The sequence below is a fragment of the Acinetobacter sp. ANC 4470 genome (assembly GCF_002135335.1).
Classification (GTDB): Bacteria; Pseudomonadota; Gammaproteobacteria; order Pseudomonadales; family Moraxellaceae; genus Acinetobacter.
Genome location: NZ_NEGC01000004.1, coordinates 142,713 through 162,602 on the forward strand (window position 1 = coordinate 142,713; position 19,890 = coordinate 162,602).

At 37.5% G+C, this 19,890-nt stretch carries 13 protein-coding genes, 1 tRNA gene and 1 CRISPR repeat array (1 of these 15 cut by a window edge); of the genes, 3 read left to right on the plus strand and 11 right to left on the minus strand.

From position 1 onward, the window contains the following. Positions 1-172 precede the first annotated feature (172 nt). The 3 genes from B9T25_RS07630 to B9T25_RS07640 form a co-directional block, all read right to left on the minus strand. Positions 173-442, minus strand: coding sequence for a hypothetical protein (locus B9T25_RS07630; RefSeq protein ID WP_086187852.1), 270 nt, complete (start codon positions 440-442; stop codon positions 173-175). 157 nt (positions 443-599) lie between these two features. Then, entirely contained in the window at positions 600-959 is a 360-nt protein-coding gene (locus tag B9T25_RS07635) for a hypothetical protein (protein WP_086187853.1), read from the minus strand. A 157-nt stretch (positions 960-1,116) separates the two neighbouring features. Beyond that, positions 1,117-1,193: transfer RNA gene (locus tag B9T25_RS07640), tRNA-Met, on the minus strand. Between the two features lie 805 nt (positions 1,194-1,998). Between B9T25_RS07640 and B9T25_RS07645 the strand changes: the two genes are divergently transcribed. Further along, positions 1,999-2,208 (plus strand): cold-shock protein, encoded by a 210-nt coding sequence (locus B9T25_RS07645; protein ID WP_004648869.1) that lies wholly within the window; start codon positions 1,999-2,001, stop codon positions 2,206-2,208. A 624-nt stretch (positions 2,209-2,832) separates the two neighbouring features. Here B9T25_RS07645 and B9T25_RS07650 read toward each other — a convergent pair. The 3 genes from B9T25_RS07650 to B9T25_RS07660 all read right to left on the minus strand — a co-directional run bounded on the left by B9T25_RS07650 (position 2,833) and on the right by B9T25_RS07660 (position 11,484). After that, positions 2,833-3,783, minus strand: coding sequence for a putative solute-binding protein (locus B9T25_RS07650; protein ID WP_416202358.1), 951 nt, complete (start codon positions 3,781-3,783; stop codon positions 2,833-2,835). A 431-nt stretch (positions 3,784-4,214) separates the two neighbouring features. Next, the gene (locus B9T25_RS07655; RefSeq protein ID WP_086187855.1) at positions 4,215-8,729 is read right to left on the minus strand and encodes a translocation/assembly module TamB domain-containing protein; all 4,515 of its coding nucleotides are present in this window, start codon (positions 8,727-8,729) and stop codon (positions 4,215-4,217) included. Between the two features lie 22 nt (positions 8,730-8,751). Continuing rightward, entirely contained in the window at positions 8,752-11,484 is a 2,733-nt protein-coding gene (locus B9T25_RS07660; protein WP_086187856.1) for an autotransporter assembly complex protein TamA, read from the minus strand. 177 nt (positions 11,485-11,661) lie between these two features. Here B9T25_RS07660 and B9T25_RS07665 point away from each other — a divergent pair, with 177 nt between their 5' ends. Both B9T25_RS07665 and coq7 read left to right on the plus strand, forming a co-directional pair. Beyond that, complete coding sequence (locus B9T25_RS07665) at positions 11,662-12,984, plus strand: MFS transporter (RefSeq protein WP_086187857.1); 1,323 nt, start codon at positions 11,662-11,664, stop codon at positions 12,982-12,984. A 4-nt stretch (positions 12,985-12,988) separates the two neighbouring features. Next, complete coding sequence (gene coq7, locus B9T25_RS07670; protein ID WP_086187858.1) at positions 12,989-13,624, plus strand: 2-polyprenyl-3-methyl-6-methoxy-1,4-benzoquinone monooxygenase; 636 nt, start codon at positions 12,989-12,991, stop codon at positions 13,622-13,624. 71 nt (positions 13,625-13,695) lie between these two features. On the opposite strand, the gene B9T25_RS07675 is transcribed toward coq7, so the two are convergent. The 5 genes from B9T25_RS07675 to B9T25_RS07695 all read right to left on the minus strand — a co-directional run bounded on the left by B9T25_RS07675 (position 13,696) and on the right by B9T25_RS07695 (position 17,244). Beyond that, positions 13,696-14,169 carry a hypothetical protein gene (locus tag B9T25_RS07675; protein ID WP_228146866.1) on the minus strand — a complete coding sequence of 158 codons (474 nt, stop codon included), beginning with the start codon at positions 14,167-14,169 and terminating at the stop codon, positions 13,696-13,698. Positions 14,170-14,218: 49 nt separating this feature from the next. After that, on the minus strand, positions 14,219-14,656 hold the full coding sequence (locus tag B9T25_RS07680; RefSeq protein ID WP_086187859.1) for a 2-amino-4-hydroxy-6-hydroxymethyldihydropteridine diphosphokinase: 438 nt from the start codon (positions 14,654-14,656) through the stop codon (positions 14,219-14,221). After that, positions 14,613-14,993 carry a dihydroneopterin aldolase gene (gene folB, locus B9T25_RS07685; protein ID WP_086187860.1) on the minus strand — a complete coding sequence of 127 codons (381 nt, stop codon included), beginning with the start codon at positions 14,991-14,993 and terminating at the stop codon, positions 14,613-14,615. The genes B9T25_RS07680 and folB overlap by 44 nt, the downstream gene beginning before the upstream one ends. 119 nt (positions 14,994-15,112) lie before the next feature. Further along, positions 15,113-16,411, minus strand: coding sequence for an ABC1 kinase family protein (locus B9T25_RS07690; RefSeq protein ID WP_086187861.1), 1,299 nt, complete (start codon positions 16,409-16,411; stop codon positions 15,113-15,115). 59 nt (positions 16,412-16,470) lie between these two features. Further along, a complete protein-coding gene (locus B9T25_RS07695; RefSeq protein WP_171262747.1) occupies positions 16,471-17,244 on the minus strand; it encodes a HesA/MoeB/ThiF family protein in 774 nt (257 codons plus the stop codon). A 232-nt stretch (positions 17,245-17,476) separates the two neighbouring features. Next, positions 17,477-19,890: a CRISPR direct-repeat array (repeat unit 28 nt; unit sequence GTTCACTGCCATATAGGCAGCTTAGAAA) (it continues 2,356 nt past the right edge of the window).

Consider the following 19,890-nt stretch of genomic DNA (forward strand, 5'->3'; position numbering starts at 1 on the left):
CTTCGTGATGCTCATTATTTTGTAGCTAAATGGTGCCTCTTTTGATTAATTAACAATCAAATCAGCTCTAATTTACACCTTTAATCGTGGCAACAATTAACTTTTGACTAAAATTCATACATAAAAAGGCAACCTAATGTTGCCCTTTTTCTAAAAAGAAAAATATTCAACCTTAGTGTACTGTCGTTGCATGAATATATTCACGTAAACTTTCTCGACAGCCCTCAAATTTAATCTGAATTTTATCTTCATGCAGCATAGCATGCTCTGCGCTGGCAAATGAAATATGAACTTGATAAAGCTTCGCTTCTTGATCAATTATATGTTGAATATAAACTTTGTCACCTAAACTAAGCACATAGTGATTTCCGCTAATTATTGCAACGCCCTGTTCATCTTCTAAGAGCAAGTCTGCATGATGTAGATAACCCACAACGTCCATAAGGTACTCTTTAATTTTGTTGTTGTTAATTTCATTATTCACTATTCAGATATGCTTTTCTATATTTATGATTAGCTTAAATGTGACAATTTATTCTTTTATTAAGCTTAGGCTATTTTAAGGAATTTAAATACTTATTCGATAAAAAAACCGTTCCTTAGAACGGCTTGTAATTGGGTAGTTTGTCATGCGGGGTTGCAATACATTTTTCTGTAATTTTTTGCTTAAATTGAGTACGGCTAGCTTCTGGATCCGCACTAATTTCAGCGAGTGGAAACGCATAGACTTGTTCGATAATATCTAAGACGAATGTTTTTGTCGTTGCATCTTCAATTTTATTCGCATGTGCTAGTGCCGCTTTCTTGTCAATTGCATTTTGACGGTCAAACATAATCGTATTTGCAGCATTACCGACACTGGTACAATACCCTTTCCACTGCTCTTCAAGTGTTAGTGGCTTTTTTTCAGCGCATCCCACTAAAGCAACCAATGCAATTAAAGTGAATAATTTATTCATGAACATTCTCCTATTCTTCATATCATAATCAAAGTTCATAAAAATACGAAATTACTCAGCCTTTATATAAGAAAAAACTTCAGTTTAAGCTTAAATTAAAGGCATAAAAAAAGCCTAATCTATGTAGATTAGGCTATAAACTTTAAATTTTTCTCGTTGGTAGCGGGAGCTGGATTTGAACCAACGACCTTCGGGTTATGAGCCCGACGAGCTACCAGACTGCTCCATCCCGCATCAACGAAGTGACTTTATACGCCCTAAACAGTGACAAAGCAAACTTTATTCAACTTTAATTGAAAATTAACGCTTTCAAACCTATTTAAGCATAAATTATAAGCAACTCACACAATTGTATGGCTTGTAAAATGGATATGGCGTTATATATGGTACTCACGAATCAACTGTTTTCTAAAGTCTCTATTTCCTCATTTAAACTTTAGAAATTTCACATCGTGATTTAGAAATGCTTTCTGCAAACAAAGCCCTACAACGGCCAAACAGAGCTTGTGATTAGACTACTTTATAAATAACTAAACTATAGATAAAGCATCACCAGCATATATCTTCATTCACATCCAAATCCAGAACCATCTTAAAAACACTTTATTTTCAATGCTCTATCGCCATGCATACAATACTTTTACTTCCCCTAACATGAAGTAGCCACACTTCCTAAAACTATATAAATAGGATTTCAAACTCATGATTCACTTTTTAATCTGTTTACCTTGATTAATTTACCTCCCATAAACACAGCCAAACAAACACACAAACAACTGATTTATATTAATAAAAAAAACCACCCCTAAATATTAAGCATAAAAAATTAAAAATAGTTAGATATTAGGTTGCATATTCTTATGAATGTGTATACTATGTACCTCAACTAGAAAAAAGTTTGTTCTGGTAAATCTTCTCTTATATCGCAGTTTTAGTCATAATCCTTCGTTTTTTTCAGATTTAAAGTTCCATTCTTATTTTCAAGTTAACATCGGTTTTTTAGTAAGCCAAAAAATATTAAAGTTTATAGGATTGTATTATGTCTAATACTGTTAAAGGTACTGTTAAGTGGTTCAACGAAACTAAAGGTTTCGGTTTTATTCAACAAGAAAACGGTCCTGACGTTTTTGCTCATTTCAGCGAAATCGCTAACTCTGGTTTCAAAACTTTGACTGAAGGTCAACAAGTTGAATTCAGCATCACTCAAGGTCAAAAAGGCCCGAATGCTGTAAACATCGTAGCACTATAATTTTAAAACTACTCTTACATCGGTAAGGTAGTTTAAGATTAAAAAACGAGAGCCCTGCTCTCGTTTTTGCATATCTGGGCTTTATAAAATATCCCAAAAAATCAATATTGAATTATTAACTCAGTTTTATTGGGCTAATGATAGTGATTTAGCTAAAAATATAGTGAGTTTTGCAGTTGTAGAAATAATAAGTTACTGATGTTACGCAGTCATTTTAAAAAGCCTGATAATTTCAGTCATGAATAAAAATTGATTAGATTTATATACAAATAACTTAGCTGATGTTATTCAATATGCACTACCTTAGATGTACTACAAAGCTTAAAAGACCCTTGCATAGACATTATTTCTACTTTTGAAAGATCAAAATAAGGATCTCAAAATATATTTTGAGTCCACAAGAAAAATCTTTTTGTTGCTCTGAGCAAAGATCCCTGTACAGTAGACCAACAGATAGTACCCTCACGCGAAATTAATTTTTTCTATAATTTAGTCTGACAGATTTAAATCGCTGCGTAATATCAGTGAGTTATAAAAATTAAGGCAAAGTTTAACCTTCATAGAGGGCTTCCCAACTCCTATTCAAGTGACCACTTCAGAAGGACTTTCAAATAAACTTACTACTTATTCATCATTCAAAGCGCATTCAAAATTACTAGGATTTTGCTTACAACGCACCTTTTTTAAAAGATTCATCATTTTGGGATCATAAACTCCAGCCTTTGTGAGTTGGATACGTGCTTCTCGCATCATCTTCATATAAGTAAGTTGTTCTTGTGCTGGAATAATCATCCAATACTTACTCGGTACATCTTTTTCATATCTATTAACAATAGCAAAAGTACGACTAAGTTGACTAGAAACCCATGTTCTCGATTTTTGACCAAAACCTTCAGGAAATTTGTCTTTACGTATAATAAAATTTGCAGAAATTTGAGTCAGAGGGAATTTAATAATTGCTCCTTTTTCACCTAAACCTTTATATAATTCTAATGGTTTAAAAGCGACAATTGGAGCAGGAATAATATCAAGCTCATGATTATTAAATTTTGCTCCAGCATTAGTCACATCTACCGATACAGCTTGCGCACCAATATACTGAACTAATTTAGGTTGGGCTTCATCATATTTAAAAACTCCAATTTTTTTCCCTGCAGCCTTAGCCAATGTATTGATATTTTTATCAGTCACAAATAAATAAGCAGGACCAATAGTACCTAAACCTGCAATTTCATAATTTCCATTAATCATTGTACTTGCAGCTTGAGGTCTGGATAACAATTGATATGCAGTAATTGCAGTTTTCATATCTGTTAAAGCACCAATTGCATCCAGAGAACCTGTGTATTTATTGAATTGCCGACCTCTCAAACCGCTATCACACTTACCAACTTTAAGATCATCTGCTGCAATACGCTCATCAACATAAGCGCGTAATTCAATATCAGCCCCCCATTTTTTTGCCTCAATTGCATAATCTTTTGCCAATGCGAATGCATCACCAGCTTTACCAATTGGGTCAAATACGCAAACAGTTTGTTTTGCCTGTCCAGCAACACTTATACAGCATGCCATAGCACCAAATATTATTTTTATTGTTTTCATATATATCCCTTAATTATGATCAACATACACTATAGCTTGAGCCCTATATGAATAGATTTTCATTATTTTTGTTATTGCTCATTAAAAAAAATTCATGTCATAAAATCCAACTTGAATACAACACTTGATGAAATGACTAAAAAATAGGTATCACAATTACGATAGAGGATAAAAGCCCTATTTCTTGATAATTAAAGCCCTGATCTTCCTGATAAAGCCTCTATAACAGCATATCTTAGCTCAACAATATAAAAAATTAATGGTTGCTCTAACCAAAAAGCCGATCAAATCTAAATCTAGGTAAATGACTTATCCTTTATTTCAATGCAACAGCATCAACAAAAAAATGTAGATAAATATTAGTAAAAACCAAATAAAACAGTTAATTACATTTTATATTATTAAAAGCGCCAGTTATAGAAAACATCAATTGCACGCTCCAGAGATTGACTCGCCTCTAAATATAAACGTTTATTCATTTGATAACGCAAGGTCAACTTATTGACTGGCGTAAACACACCCACACCGTAACGAATAAAGAGATCTGGTGTGAGATAACCAGTCACACTGACTTGTGTATCATCGCCTGTTCCCTGTGCATCTAGTGCTAAACCACTTAAACCAAAAGTACGACCAATTTGATTGGTTAGCGCACGAGTACCACCCAAGCCCATACTAATTCCAGCAGCAGCAATCGTATTATTTACATCGGATTTAAAGCCTTCTGTCTGACTAATACCACTGGTACCTTCATTAATACGACCAGTAATTAAAGCATTTAAAGCTTCTTGCTCAGATAAACCAGCATCATTATAAACTTGAATATTCGGGCTGGTCGCAGTTCCCGTAACACGAACACCAACGGTACTACCTTGCACACTCTTATTGGCATCAATATCTAAAGTTGGGTTATACAAAGGCCCATTGAAACGCGCAATCGCTCGGTTCAAATCTAAGCTTTGTCCATACGCCTCAATTTTCACTCGCTGGCTAACACCGATGGCACCATTGGCACGCATTGCAGTTTCAAGCCCACGTTGTGATAAATACAAACGTCCAATTAATGGAATACGACTATCAAAACCTTGAAAAATGACTTGATTACCCAGATCAACCATAACATCTGCACGAATATCCCATGGTCGAGCAGCTTTCAATATTGCAAGCTGATCTTGCCCTTCATGAACAATACGCACATCTGAGGAGACATTAACCACAGGAGCTGAAGCCTCAGGCATTGAAATTAAGGCACGCGGAACTTCAACCTTACCACTTAAGGTTAATTTTTTACTTAATGGCAAGACATCTAAAGTTAACTCAGGTGTAACGACTGCTGTGATTAATGGCGCTTGACGAAGAAGTAAGTTTTTACCTTTTAGGTGCAATTGAATACGTGGGTCATTTTTCCAATCTACATTCCCAGTTAACAAACCTACACCTTGACCGCTATTAAATGCCCCATTAATACTGGCATGGTCTTGTCTAATTGAAGAGTACACCTGAATATTATTTAAGTTCACAGGCAATGAAATCATACTGATTGCACCATCTTTAAGGCGCATTTCACCATTGAATAAAGGCTGAGTTAAGGTGCCAGAGATTTTCCCTGCAAATGATAAAGTTCCAGCAAGTGACCGAATATCTTGAATAAAGGGCTTAAAGACTTTGAGTTGCACTTGATCAAAGGCAACTTCACCGCGCATTGGTTTACTGTCTTTATAAGGGTCGATAATGACATTGGCATAACCTGCACCAATTTCAGGTGTTTTAACATCTAAACGAACCTGCAAGCCCTCTGAGACACTTTTCGCAACCAAAGCAATTTCGTTGTAACTTAGTGTAGAACCAACATCTTGAGGATCTTCCGCTGCCAAGCCGATCACACCATTTCGCGTCACCAATCTTGCATCAATTTTTGGTTTAGCACCTTGAGCCCATGCAGCTTTTGCATAACCATTCACTTTACCTGTAATTGCCAAACCGTCTGGCATAAATGCAGCAAAATCATTTAAATCGACATTTTGGGTAATAAAGGACACATTACCTTTGGTTTTACTGACACGAATAGGCTGGTCAAAACATAATTGACTTTGCTGGCTTGACCAACAATGTGCTCCTATTTGTAGCTCTGTTCGCGCTGAACTGTAAATAACAGATGCATTTTGACGCTGAACTAAACGCGCACGTAATGAATCAAAGTCACCTTTTTGAATTTGCCCCAACCAATCATTTTGCGCATTAAAGCCACCTGCCAATTGCACATAAAATTTAGAAACTCTGTTTTCTGCCTGGACTTTCAATATATGCGCTTTGCGTGTACCTGCCAGTGAAATTTCACCTTGCTGAATTTCACGCGAACCGCTACGTAAACTTTCCATTTTTGCAGTCAGTAACGTAGGGGTGAGTTCTGAAGTAGGCAATTGACCTTGTATGCGTAATTTTTTAATACTGACTAAATCATTAAAGCCAAAATTATCTACAGCCAAATTTGCACTTGCTTGTAATTTTGGTTGTGATTGCACATTTAAATAACCATAAGCGCGACCACGAAGCCCACTGTACAGTTCATACAAAGCTGGTGCATTTACTTTTAATCTTAAATTTTGTGCATTACCTGTGGCTTGTATTTGGTTCTTTGCATAGGATAAATACAAATTATTCGCTTCAAATTGTTGTGGCAAGAAACCTTTTTGATTGGAATTTAATACAACAGCCAAGTTTCCTGTTCCGCGAACAGGTTTATTATTAATCATACCGGCTAAATTCAATTTCTCGATATTAATCCGCTTTAATGTGTCTGACCAAACACCTTGCGTTTTAACATTACCGGATAATTCACCGCGCACACTCGAAACAAAATAATGTGGTTTAAAACGAACCAAAGATGCATTTACATTCCAACCAATGCCATTTTTAAGATTAACTAAACCGCTGGCAAAAATTTTCCCTGCAACACCTGAATGCTGTAATTCAGCAATTTTAATCAACTCTGGGGTGCCAGAAATTTTTAATTTAAGCAAACCCTGACTGACTTGAATATGACTGGCATTGAGTGCACCATCATAATTCACTGCAAAGCTTTTAAAAGCCCCTCCTGATTTTTGATCATGAAATAAAATTGCTGCGGTACTACGTCCAGTTAAACGAACCGTTTCATTATTCTTTTGCTGTGCCAAACGACCCATTAAATTAATTGAATCTAACTGAATAATCTGTTGATTCGGTTTAGCAAAACCATTGGCTTTAATCTGTCCATTGATTAAGTTTACAGGTGCCGCACCCACCACAGTTTGCGGATTAAAATCTTTTGCATTTAAAATAGCATTCCACTTCAATTGACGCTTATCTGAAGGCAACACTACTTTTGCACTTCCGCTTAAACTGCCTTTACCTGTAATATAACTAAAGTTTGGTACATTTAAATTATTATCTTTAAGGTTCAATTGTGCTTTATATGAACCTTCAGGCAATACACCTTTAGCATGCTTAGCAATAGAAGTTGCCATATGAATATCTTGTTTGCCTTCCACTAAAGCCAATTTAGCGTTGCCTGATTTACTGCTTAGCCAACCTACATAAGGTACGGCGCGATCAATATTTTTCCAAGCAACATCCAATAACATTGGATTCGGTTTTTTACCTTTTTGCTCAGCTTGATCCAGTTTTAAATTCCATGTTTCATAACGATCAAAATCAACCAATCCCGTTAAATGCATGCCTTTTTCTAAACGACCTGTGGATGCAATTTTAGCGTCTAAACTTGGCGGTAAAAAATCTTGAATGACCAATGGAATCAATTTATCTTTTGGATTTATTTTATCTACGCGCCCATTTACATCCCAAGTGACATGATCTTTCCAATTGACGACACCAGCAACATTCACTGCACCCTTCATCAATTGAGCGTTTAAATGAGTAATATCCAATTGATGGGCTAAATCGGTATGCATGCTACCGTTATATTGACCTTGTGGAATATTTTTACCACTTAAGTCCGTTGTAATATCCAGATTTAAACGTTTGATATCACCATTAAATTTAGCCACACCATCTTTACTAAATAACTCTTGCTCAGTCATTAAGGGCCAATGATATTTTTTAAACTGCAACTCGCCAAACATCGGAACATGTTCGCGTACAGGATGCACCACCGCCCAACCTGTTAATAAATCAGGCGTATTTGTCGCGACACCAGCTTGTATCGTATCTAGAGTCCCCTTAGCCACAACTTTGATATCATGAATATTTAGACTCTCATTCAATGACGGAATATTTAAATCAGCAACAGCATTTAAAGGATATTTCCCTTCAAACTTCATTTCACCCGTTGCATTTTTAACCGCGAGATATTCCATATTCACACGGGAATCTTCAAACTTAAGTTCTGTGCCCGACCAAAGTGCATTATTTAAGTGAATATCATTAAATTTTATGCTGGTAGCTGAAGTTTTAATCACCAAATGATCTACATCAGTAGTATCTAAGCGCAAGACAAAAGGTAAACGAATTTCACTAAATTTAAAGGGTTCATCACTCGGTGGGTTCTTGCTGATAATTTGCAAATTACGCACATCTGCACGATTCAGATGAATTTCTTTTTTGAGAATCGCACGCCAACCTAAGCTTACATCGGCACGATCAATTTTAACGTCAACGGGTTTTAAGGTGACTAAGATATTTTTTAGAATAATGCCGTGTAAAAGATTACCGCCCTCATATTCATAATGAATAATTCTTTGGCTTTGTAAAACACGGTCCAGTAAAAATTTACTGCCTTTATCGGTCGTGAACATGACAGCGAAGGAAGCAACAAGCAAAACCAACACTATGAGCAATGTGAATAATACACTTCTCATAATACGACGTTTTTTAGGTCGAGGTAATCCTGTTTCTGGTTGCTGTTCTACTTCAGCCATAATGCTCTCTAAAACCTAAAATCTATAATTGTGGACCAATAAAGAAATGAATACGTATTGGGTGACTATCATCGGAAATACCTGAAGCCACGTCGATACGAATTGGACCAATTGACGATGCCCAACGAAGCCCTAAACCAACACTATATGCTGTTGGCGTACTAAAATCTCGATCATAGGCATTCCCCACATCACTAAATATAGCTGCACGCCAACCGTCTTTGAATTGATAGTTATACTCCAAAGATCCGACAGCTAAAGCCTGCCCACCAATTCTAAATCCATCTTGCTCAGCAGCTAAACTTTTATAATCAAAACCACGAACACTTTGATCACCACCAGCAAAATAACGCAGGTTATAAGGAACTTTACTAAAATCTTGTGCAAAGATATAACCTAAATCACCGCGTCCTACAAACTGATGGTTATCATTTTCACCCAATGAATAGATAAAACGCCAACCTGCATTTACAATGGCCATATCTGCATCGGACAATAAAGTTTCACTACCAAGTTCTACTTTATAGGTTTGCTTAAAGCCTTTACTTGGATTAACTCGTTTATCACTGGTGGTACGTGATACTTCATAGCCAAACAACAATGATTCTTGTTGCTCATTCTTGTTCGCTAAGAATGCTTCTGGAATTTGATCAAAATCAACCAAACCATCTTGAGTAATACGGTCTAAACGATAACGCAGACCAAAAGCGTGTTGCCAACTTCCACGAGGATTCTTAATCACACGATCCGCACCTACAACGGCAGACTCAATCATCAAGCCCATCCCTTGTGCAACACCTTCTCGCTCTTCACGCTCATACCCGCCCACTAAACTAATATAGTCATTTAGAGGATGGTTATATGGAATATTATAGTGACCATCAAGGGACTGACGAATTTGAGATAATTCTAAGTTAGCATCAAATGAATGACCACGGCGATTCACAATAGCTCGGCGATACTGACCACGTAAACGTACCCCAGTGTCTGTACCATAACCTGCGCCCATTTCAGCACTATTTAAACGGTCAGCATTTAGTGTCACAATAACAGGTACTTTCTTTTCTTCACGCGCTTGGGCTTTTAAGCGATCCTCTTCAGTTTCTTTACTTTCTTGTGCTACACGTAATTGACGTAAATTCTGTTCGCTTTGAGCATCGGTAGTGCCTGCAAATTTACCTTCATCCACCACAGATTGAGTGACTTCACGGGAGGAAGCGACTTTCTTTTGCTCCTGAACACTTGCAGCACTTTCTGATATTTTTTGCTGATCGACCAAAGCTTGAATATCAGGTGCTAATTCTAACGGTTTTTCTATTGGATCAGGTCGTACTGCATCGACTAAGGTGTAATTAAAATAACGTGAGTTGGTTAAGTTATTTGCCAAACCATTAACACGCCAAAAAGCATAATCTGCACCATCTTGCCACGACACCATGCTTTGCAAGACATCTAAGTCAATCGGAAATGGTTTTGTTGGATCACCCATCCGAAATTCAACAGCGCCTAATTTATAACGCTCACCCGTTTCATAGCGTAAATTAACATCTGCCGTATCTTGCGGTTGGGCAACTTTTACATCGTGTAGTCGCCAATAACTATCAAAGAAACCATTATTGCTGGCGGCATCTGTAATACGTGTTTTGGTCTGTTCATATAAACCATGATTAAAAACATCACCGACTTCTTGATCGGGTAAAATACGAATGACTTGGAACTGTGATTGATTTTCACCCGCACCACTAAATTCAATATTCTGCTGTTTAATTTGTACTGGTGCATTTGGTGTTACTCTAACTCGAACACGATTCTCACTAAGTTTTTCAAATTTAAACGCTGCATTATAAAAGCCAACTGCCTGCGCTGCTTGATTGGACAATGTTCTAAGCTGTGGCAGTGCTGAAGGAAAATCACTGAATGATTCTTGGGTAAAACTAGAAAGCTTACCCTTAATATTGGCTTTTAAATTATCTACTGCCTGACTATAGGCTAGATTTGAAACATCGCTATTATTTTCTGTCGAGCTAATAACAACATCCGCGCTAATACGCTGCACTTTTGTCGCACTTAATTGACTTGATGGTTTTATTTTATAGAACCAGCGCTTGAAAAAATTGGGATCTTCTATTTCATCAGCATCAGTTGCACCTAATTCAGGTAACGTTGTTCCTGACTCATTGGCTTCAACAATAATTTGGCTATCTGCTTGAATACTTGTTATTAATTGATCAACATCTACAGGTGATTGATTAATTTCAACTAACTCTTGTTGGGTTGCATCAGAAACCACGATTTCAGGAATTTTCTCTGCGCGATAATGTTGTGCTTCATTTTTCGCACCTTCTGCCATACGAAAAATTTCATCTGCCATCATTTGATTGACAGGTTCTATAGGTAACTCTTCTAGAGCTTCAAACTCAATCGGCTTAAATTCGTTTAAAGGCTGTATGGCTTGCTCTTGTTGTTGCAGCATTTGTAAACTATCAGGCTCGCTCTTTTTTTCTGGAAAATTTGCAATTTTCTCGAATTTTTCGCTACTGTTTATATCTTGTTTAACAGCTTCGTTCTTGAGTTGTTGTTGAAATTCTGCTTGAGTGCTGGTTGTATTTGGCTGTATTTCTTGTGCAAAACTTTGTTGTGCAAGTAAGATTAAAAAGAAGCTTAAACAGAATCGTGCATGTTGATCATTCCACTGTATGATGGAATGGACACTTAGTGTAAGAGTCGACTTTTTAAAATCCAGTTTTGAAAGCATAAAAAACTTTAAACTCATATAATATATGTAATGAAAACACCCAATGAAAAATTGCTAACAAGCTAAAATCTATTGGAATTTTCACTAAAGTATAGGTTAAAAACATCATACATGATTTTTATCGTGTTTTACCAAATACCCACATTTCTTAATAAAACTTAATGAAGTCCAGAAACCATGGAAAAAAATGAATCTCTTTTAGGCACACGTCGATTTTTACCGATGTTTGTTACTCAATTTTTTGGTGCACTCAATGACAATGTATATAAACAAGCACTGTTATTAGTCATTACCTATGGTTGGATTAATCAACAAAGTGCGGATGTAAGTACACTAAATAATCTCGCAGCCTTACTCTTTATTTTACCCTATTTTATTTTCTCTGCGACAGCTGGACAGATTGCTGATAAGTACGAACGCTCACAACTTGTACGTGGTATTAAAATTCTTGAAATTGTGATCATGTTGATTGGTTCGGCTGGCTTTATCCTCGGTCATTTATGGCTATTATTATTGGCTTTATTTTTGATGGGAACACATTCCACCTTCTTTGGGCCAATTAAATACGCCATTTTACCTGAAATTTTAAAACCAAATGAATTAATGTCTGGAAATGCATTATTTCAATCGGGTACATCCATTGCTATTTTAATGGGGATGATTTTAGGTGGTGCCGTTATTTCCATGTCACAAGGCAATCTGATTTGGATTAGTTTAACTGTGGTAACCATTGCCATTTTGGGTTATTTATCAAGTCGCTTTGTTTTAAAGCAAAATGTCACCTCTCCTGATATTCAAATCGACTGGAACTTTTTTAGAACCAGTTTACAAACCTTAAAATATGCCAAAAGCTTACCGATTGTCTTTCTGATTTTACTGGGAAATTCTTGGTATTGGTTTTATGGTGCAACTTATCTCACCCAAATTCCACAGCTAACCCAACAAAATTTACATGCCTCTGAAAATGTTGTCAGTCTACTTTTAACCTTTTTCTCTGTGGGTATTGGTATTGGTTCGTTATTGTGCCGCAGAATTGGTGGTGCAGAGGTTAATTTAAAGATGGTGCCGCTTGGTGCAATTGGCTTAACTGTTTTTGCTTTTTATTTGGCAGCAAGTTTGGCATTTGTTCCCGAACGCACAGGTGAAATGCTGGGTTTAAAAGATATCTTTACCCAAGGTTTAAGTTATTACCACGTCATGCTTGCTGTGACATTACTTGGGATTAGTGGTGGTTTCTACATCGTACCGCTATACGCCATGATGCAAGCCTTTTCTCCGCGCTCACATCGTGCACGTGTGGTGGCGGCAAACAACATCTTAAATGCCGTATTCATGGTATCCTCTGCTGTGTTTTCTATTATCATCCTAAGTATATTTAAGATTGATATTAAAATACTTTTTAGTATTACCGCTATTTTAAGTGCCATTTTCACCACATGGCTGTTGTTTAAACTTAAACCCATGCTTGCTGCACATCAACAAAATGCTTTAGAGGATTAATTTTATGCGTCAATATACGGGTATCGACAAATTTATTCATTCATTTGACCAAGCGCTACGCAGTCTCGTTCCTGGAACGACCGCTGCACATCGTGAAAATCCGAGCAATGATGTTGAAACCAAACTAGCAGTGAGTGAAGCACGCCATGTTGCGGGCTTAATGCGCGTCAATCATAGCGGTGAAGTGTGTGCACAAGCGCTTTATCATGGTCAAGCACTGACGGCGAAATTGCCCAATGTACGCCATGAAATGGAACAAGCTGCCGTTGAAGAACAAGATCATTTGGCTTGGTGTGAAGATCGTTTAAAAGAACTCGATAGCCATACCAGTTTATTTAATCCTGTTTGGTATGGACTTTCATTTGGTATGGGAGCACTTGCAGGCATTGCAGGTGATAAATACAGCTTAGGTTTTGTGGCTGAAACTGAACGTCAAGTAAGTTTGCATTTAGAAGATCATATTAAACAGCTACCTGCGCAAGATGATCGTTCACGTAAAATTTTAGTGCAAATGAATGAAGATGAATTACAACATAGAGATACAGCACTTAATGCTGGCGGCGTAGACTTACCCGCGCCTGTACGCATTACCATGACTGCAATTTCCAAGCTAATGACCAAGACCAGTTATTATATTTAATTGCTCATTTAAGAACTAAAAAGCAGTGAATATTCACTGCTTTTTTGATACAACCACATCAATCTTATTAGTTAATGTTCAAGTAATAGCTGAGCCTCTGTTGGGTCAATCTTGGTTTCAGTGAGCAAAGATGGATTAGCAGGATAATTCTTCCCATTAAATTGTAAGGTTACCTGACCAATACCACGGCTATAGACCGACAAATCTCGCCAACCCTGATGACTTGATTTTAATAAATAGATCGGTGTGTTAGTTACTGTTGATCGGCTTAACAATTGGAAATTTTTATTGTTCAAACCTTGAAACACCAACATGGTGCAACCACCAGAACCACACCAATCTGTCCCTTTTAACAACACGACTGCGTCTTGAATACCATCGTGATTCAAATCGACTTGTGCATGAATAAACTGCGCTTGATCTTGTGTAAAAGATTGAACTGCTTTTTGCAATGCAGATGGATCTTTCCCCATCGGTGTTGCCGTTGTGACACATGCCGAAATTAAGAAACTTAAGCTGATAATAAAAAGGATATTTAACTTCATAGCGATCTCTCTATTTTGCAATACCATACATGTCTATTTAATGGCTTGCTTAAGGTTCACATGTAACAATTGGAAAATCCGTATGTAAATGATTAAATGCAACATGCGTCCAAACATCTTGCATTGGAATTTTTACATCTAAAGCTAAGGGTAATTTTTTCGGATTAAATTGCATGTGCTCTAAATCCATACCCCAAGCAATTAAATCCACATCTAACGAAATAAAATGTGAAGGACGTACGCGACCTGCATCCGTTTCCATTTTCTTCAGTAAATGAATGGTTTCTTCAACATCCAAATGTGACTTAAGCAAACAGGCAGCATTCCAATAGTTTGCCCCAATCGCATCTCGACATGGAATTAAATAAATTTTAGAGAATTGAACCTGACCCATTTCAGCAATCTGGGAAAATGCCTGCTTAAAGTATTGTTCAGGATTGCAATTACTCGCCAGAGCTAAGGCGAATATCGTTTCGGTGGCGTTCAAGACGAATTCCTACAGAATTTGCTTGCGCGATAATGGCAGGCTTCCTGATCGTAATCATAATAGATTCGACTGCGGGAAAGGTAGTAAAAAGTGCATTTAGCACAATTTTTGCTGCATGTTCGATCAATTCTGGCTGTGCTTTTTGTATAACAGTGGCTGAAATTTCGCAAATTTCCGCATAATTCAGCGTATCTTTCAATTCGTCCGAATTCGATGCTTGCTCTAAATTGGTCTGAATCGTCATATCAAGCATTAAAGGCTGAATAATTTGACGTTCCCAATTAAAACAGCCAATCACTGTTTCAACTTTCAAACCTTCAATGATAATTGCGTCCACATTTTTACCCTTAACAGATTTTGACTTTTTAATCCCTCCCAACCTCCCTTTAAAAAGGGAGGAGCTTTTAAGTCCCTCTTTGAAAAAGGGGGACTTAGGGGGATTTTCTTAAAAACAATTTAGTTTTTTAACAACACATTCGGATCAAGTGTTTGCACCATTTGCAAACGTTGGTCTGCATAAATATCAGTATACGGTGCAAGAATGCGCATAAAGCGATCGAAATACAACATTTGCTTAAATAACAATGCAAAGTCACGTGGGAAGCGAATACCATGACGCTCACCGACACCCACCATATCCATCATAATATCGTTTAAATCGGCAGGATTTGAACTTAAAATTTGCTGAGGATCTGCCATTAATACGCCGCTAAATAACCGCTCTAAATCAGATGCCAGAACTTGAGTATCAATTTTCTTATCCGTCATACCCATTTTCAGCATGTTTTCTGCCATCAAATTGTAATCCGTTTTTTGCAGTGCATCCATAAATGCAATACTTGCTGTCCACACTGTTGGGTTTAACTGCCCAACGATACCGAAATCGATAAAACCAACACGACCATCTTCAAGTAACATTAGATTGCCTGCATGTAAGTCAGCATGGAAACTGTTACACATCATCAGGCTACCAAACCATGTATTCATGGCTGTAATTAAAACCTGAGATGGATCTTTAGAGACTTTTTTAACCACATCAAAATCAGTCAAAGGTACGCCATACAAACGTTGCATGGTCAGCACACGGCGCGTTGAATATTGATGATAGACTTTTGGTGCAGTGGCTTTATTGTTTTGAGTGACATTCAAATAATTAACAAAATCATCTAAATTTTGCGCTTCTTCAATAAAATCAACTTCACGTACCATACGGGTTTTAATTTCATCGACGATATCTGCAAGTGATGCAAATTTTACTTTAGGTACGACTTTTTCTAAAACTTTGGTTGCCCAATGTAATACATTTAAATCGGTATAAAGAATGGTTTCTACACCCGGCTTTTGCACTTTAATTACTACATCTTCACCGCTTACAAGCTTAGCTGCGTGAACTTGTGCAATGGATGCTGAAGCTAAAGGTTTTTCCTCAATCGAAGTAAAAATTTCATCTAAATTTCTGCCTGCAAATTCAGAAGCTAAAACCCCTTGTACATAACTAAATGGCAAAGATGGTGTTTGATCTAAACAACCTTGAAATTCTTCAACATATTCACGAGGAAATAAAGATGGCGTACTGGCAATAAACTGCCCAAGTTTAATATAGGTTGAACCTAAAGATTCAAAAGTTTCACGCATCAATTTTGCGTTACTTGGTTTTTCAGTGGCGTATTTAATGCCCGCTTTTGCTGCAATGACAGCTGTTTCCCCAACTCGGGCAACTGAACGCAGTCCATCTAACCAGATATTGTTTTTCATAATGTCTAAGTAGAATTAAATTGGTAGTGAGTGTAGCAAAAAAATATTCTTTTGCAGGACTATCTTGCCTGACAAACTGAACAATCTGTATCTTTTGCAAAAGTAAGTAAGCGTTGTTTCATGCTTAAACCATCCCAAAGCAATAGTTTTTGCTTTAATGGGGTTTTAGCTAAACCTAAATAAAGCAAGGCATGATGGGCTTGCAAACTTGCCATGACATTAGGTGTTGTCGCAAGTACACCTGAATCTGCACAACGTAAACTTTCGTTTATATGTTCTTCTTTAGAAAATAAGCACTCATAGCAAGCCGAATCACCTTCTACCATAAACAATTGACCTTGAAAGCCTATGGCTGATGCACTAATTAAAGCGACATTTAATTGTGTACAAATTTGATTAACCAAATAGCGAGTGGTGAAATTATCGCAACCATCCAAGATTAAATCTTGAGTAGCAATGAGTTGTGCTGCATTGCTTTCATCAAGTTTAGAGGTATAACTTTCTATACGAATATGTGGATTAATTTGCTTTAAGCGCTTCGCTAGTATTTCTGCTTTGTAGAAGCCAATATTTTCTTCCACATAGGCTATTTGCCGTTGTAAATTACTCATTTCAATAGTGTCGGCATCAATCAAGGTAATTTGACCCACGCCTGCGCGTGCTAATAGTTCCGCACTTGTACAGCCTATACCGCCACAACCGACAATAAGGACATTAGCAAGTTTAAGCTTTTCCTGTGCTTCTATATCCCAACCATCAAGGAGAATCTGGCGCGAATAAAGGTGCATTTCATCATCATTTAACTCTAAGTCCATGTCGAGTAGATTAGTCACTAAGTTGTCCCACTTGCATTTGTTGATTTAAAACCTGTGTAGATTATAAAGGATATCTTCTTTCTGTTCTGTAGAAGTCTTTGACAAGAACCCTTTTTTACCCCAATATTTCAAGCACTCTTTAACAGCCCTATAAAATCAATAAGTTACGATTTTAAAAAAAACTTTGGGTATTTTGCATTTTTCGGCATTAAATCCTTGTTATTTTAGAGCTTTGTCCTTTATATTTACTGTTCACTGCCATATAGGCAGCTTAGAAACTGATTTTATCAGCAATATGATGATGTGTGACGTTCACTGCCATATAGGCAGCTTAGAAATTGATAATTGCATTTTCAGGGCGAATTTTTTTTGTTCACTGCCATATAGGCAGCTTAGAAAAGTTGCTTGTTCTACTTTGTCGGCTACATCGTGTTCACTGCCATATAGGCAGCTTAGAAATGTGAGTTGCAGAATGCAGAAGTTGAGATTGTGTTCACTGCCATATAGGCAGCTTAGAAATTTACTTGTGACGCCCGATTTATCACAGTTAAGTTCACTGCCATATAGGCAGCTTAGAAATTTGATAATTGCGTTCATACTTTCCCCTGGGCGTTCACTGCCATATAGGCAGCTTAGAAAAAACAGCTTAACGGAAGGAAGTTCTAACATCCGTTCACTGCCATATAGGCAGCTTAGAAAATGTTTTCAGATGAAATTACAACATTGGTAACGTTCACTGCCATATAGGCAGCTTAGAAATCTGAAGCCATCTGAAATAGCCTGAAGCTGACGTTCACTGCCATATAGGCAGCTTAGAAATGACCGCATAACCAATCGCCCTTCAGCATCATGTTCACTGCCATATAGGCAGCTTAGAAAAAGACAAGGCGGTGGAATCAATTGTTTTAAACGTTCACTGCCATATAGGCAGCTTAGAAATGTTTGAGCAATCCTTAATAATTCGGATTCGCGTTCACTGCCATATAGGCAGCTTAGAAACTCTGCTGCATGAGCACCAGTTGCCATAATTAGTTCACTGCCATATAGGCAGCTTAGAAAAGTTGATGCAGCAGGGGTTGAAAGACTTCAAAGTTCACTGCCATATAGGCAGCTTAGAAAATACTTGGCCAAAACTCTTACTGTGAAAAATCGTTCACTGCCATATAGGCAGCTTAGAAATTGTACCTGTTGCCAATTCTTCATATTCAAGCGTTCACTGCCATATAGGCAGCTTAGAAAGATGACCTTGAGGAATATCGCATGGCAAAAACGTTCACTGCCATATAGGCAGCTTAGAAAAACTACACTAGACATTCCTGTCCATTTTAGTAGTTCACTGCCATATAGGCAGCTTAGAAAGCCGTATCGTTACTTATTTTGTACGCGTCCACGTTCACTGCCATATAGGCAGCTTAGAAATAGTAAAGAATCTTTGGCAGTTAATACCATCTGTTCACTGCCATATAGGCAGCTTAGAAAGCAGGATACCCGCCAGTTATTCATATTCATGAGTTCACTGCCATATAGGCAGCTTAGAAACAGTACGCAACTTCACGGCCTTGTGCGTCGAAGTTCACTGCCATATAGGCAGCTTAGAAAATAACGTACCATTGGGTCGGCTTGAAGAAATCGTTCACTGCCATATAGGCAGCTTAGAAAACTTATCCAACATTGCAGATGTTAGTCGATCAGTTCACTGCCATATAGGCAGCTTAGAAAAAAAGGTTGGTGATGGCAAAGGCGGTCAAGAAGTTCACTGCCATATAGGCAGCTTAGAAATTTTGATTTGGTACTGAATCGAGTGGTATCTCGTTCACTGCCATATAGGCAGCTTAGAAAACTAGGCGCACCGTCCTTAATTTCTTGTTCTGGTTCACTGCCATATAGGCAGCTTAGAAACACGCTTGTAAATCAGGATCAGACATCACTTTGTTCACTGCCATATAGGCAGCTTAGAAATACACCCCCATTTTTCGATATGGCAGCATTAAGTTCACTGCCATATAGGCAGCTTAGAAATTTTAAATACCGTGTTGGTAGAAAAGTTAAGGGTTCACTGCCATATAGGCAGCTTAGAAATTTTGCAATTGGTGTCAATAAAGGGGGCAAAGGTTCACTGCCATATAGGCAGCTTAGAAATACTAAAAAAACTGGACTGCGCGCCCTCGCCAGTTCACTGCCATATAGGCAGCTTAGAAAATACATTTTGAATGACGTTCAAGCTGTCGACTGTTCACTGCCATATAGGCAGCTTAGAAACGATAAAGTCTCTTGTGGATAAACACGAATTTGTTCACTGCCATATAGGCAGCTTAGAAATAAAAGACAGCCCACTTTAAAACCAGTGTCTTGTTCACTGCCATATAGGCAGCTTAGAAAGGTACATCTATTAGTGTTTACGACCCCAACACGTTCACTGCCATATAGGCAGCTTAGAAAGAATCCTGTCGTCCCTGCCTGCGTCTCGAATGGTTCACTGCCATATAGGCAGCTTAGAAATACGGATAATTGACGGCCTGTACCTGTTGAAGGTTCACTGCCATATAGGCAGCTTAGAAAAATCCCAACACCAATTAAAAAACCCCAATCCCGTTCACTGCCATATAGGCAGCTTAGAAATCAAAGTAAGTTTCGTATTGTTGTTCTACATTGTTCACTGCCATA

Excerpts from the sequence above, each read along its gene's own strand:
- B9T25_RS07630 (WP_086187852.1), bottom strand. The coding sequence starts at position 442 with ATGGACGTTGTGGGTTATCTACATCATGCAGACTTGCTCTTAGAAGAT.
- B9T25_RS07635 (WP_086187853.1), bottom strand. The coding sequence starts at position 959 with ATGAATAAATTATTCACTTTAATTGCATTGGTTGCTTTAGTGGGATGC.
- B9T25_RS07645 (WP_004648869.1), top strand. The coding sequence starts at position 1,999 with ATGTCTAATACTGTTAAAGGTACTGTTAAGTGGTTCAACGAAACTAAA.
- B9T25_RS07650 (WP_416202358.1), bottom strand. The coding sequence starts at position 3,783 with ATGGCATGCTGTATAAGTGTTGCTGGACAGGCAAAACAAACTGTTTGC.
- B9T25_RS07655 (WP_086187855.1), bottom strand. The coding sequence starts at position 8,729 with ATGGCTGAAGTAGAACAGCAACCAGAAACAGGATTACCTCGACCTAAA.
- B9T25_RS07660 (WP_086187856.1), bottom strand. The coding sequence starts at position 11,484 with ATGCTTTCAAAACTGGATTTTAAAAAGTCGACTCTTACACTAAGTGTC.
- B9T25_RS07665 (WP_086187857.1), top strand. The coding sequence starts at position 11,662 with ATGGAAAAAAATGAATCTCTTTTAGGCACACGTCGATTTTTACCGATG.
- coq7 (WP_086187858.1), top strand. The coding sequence starts at position 12,989 with ATGCGTCAATATACGGGTATCGACAAATTTATTCATTCATTTGACCAA.
- B9T25_RS07675 (WP_228146866.1), bottom strand. The coding sequence starts at position 14,169 with ATGAAGTTAAATATCCTTTTTATTATCAGCTTAAGTTTCTTAATTTCG.
- B9T25_RS07690 (WP_086187861.1), bottom strand. The coding sequence starts at position 16,411 with ATGAAAAACAATATCTGGTTAGATGGACTGCGTTCAGTTGCCCGAGTT.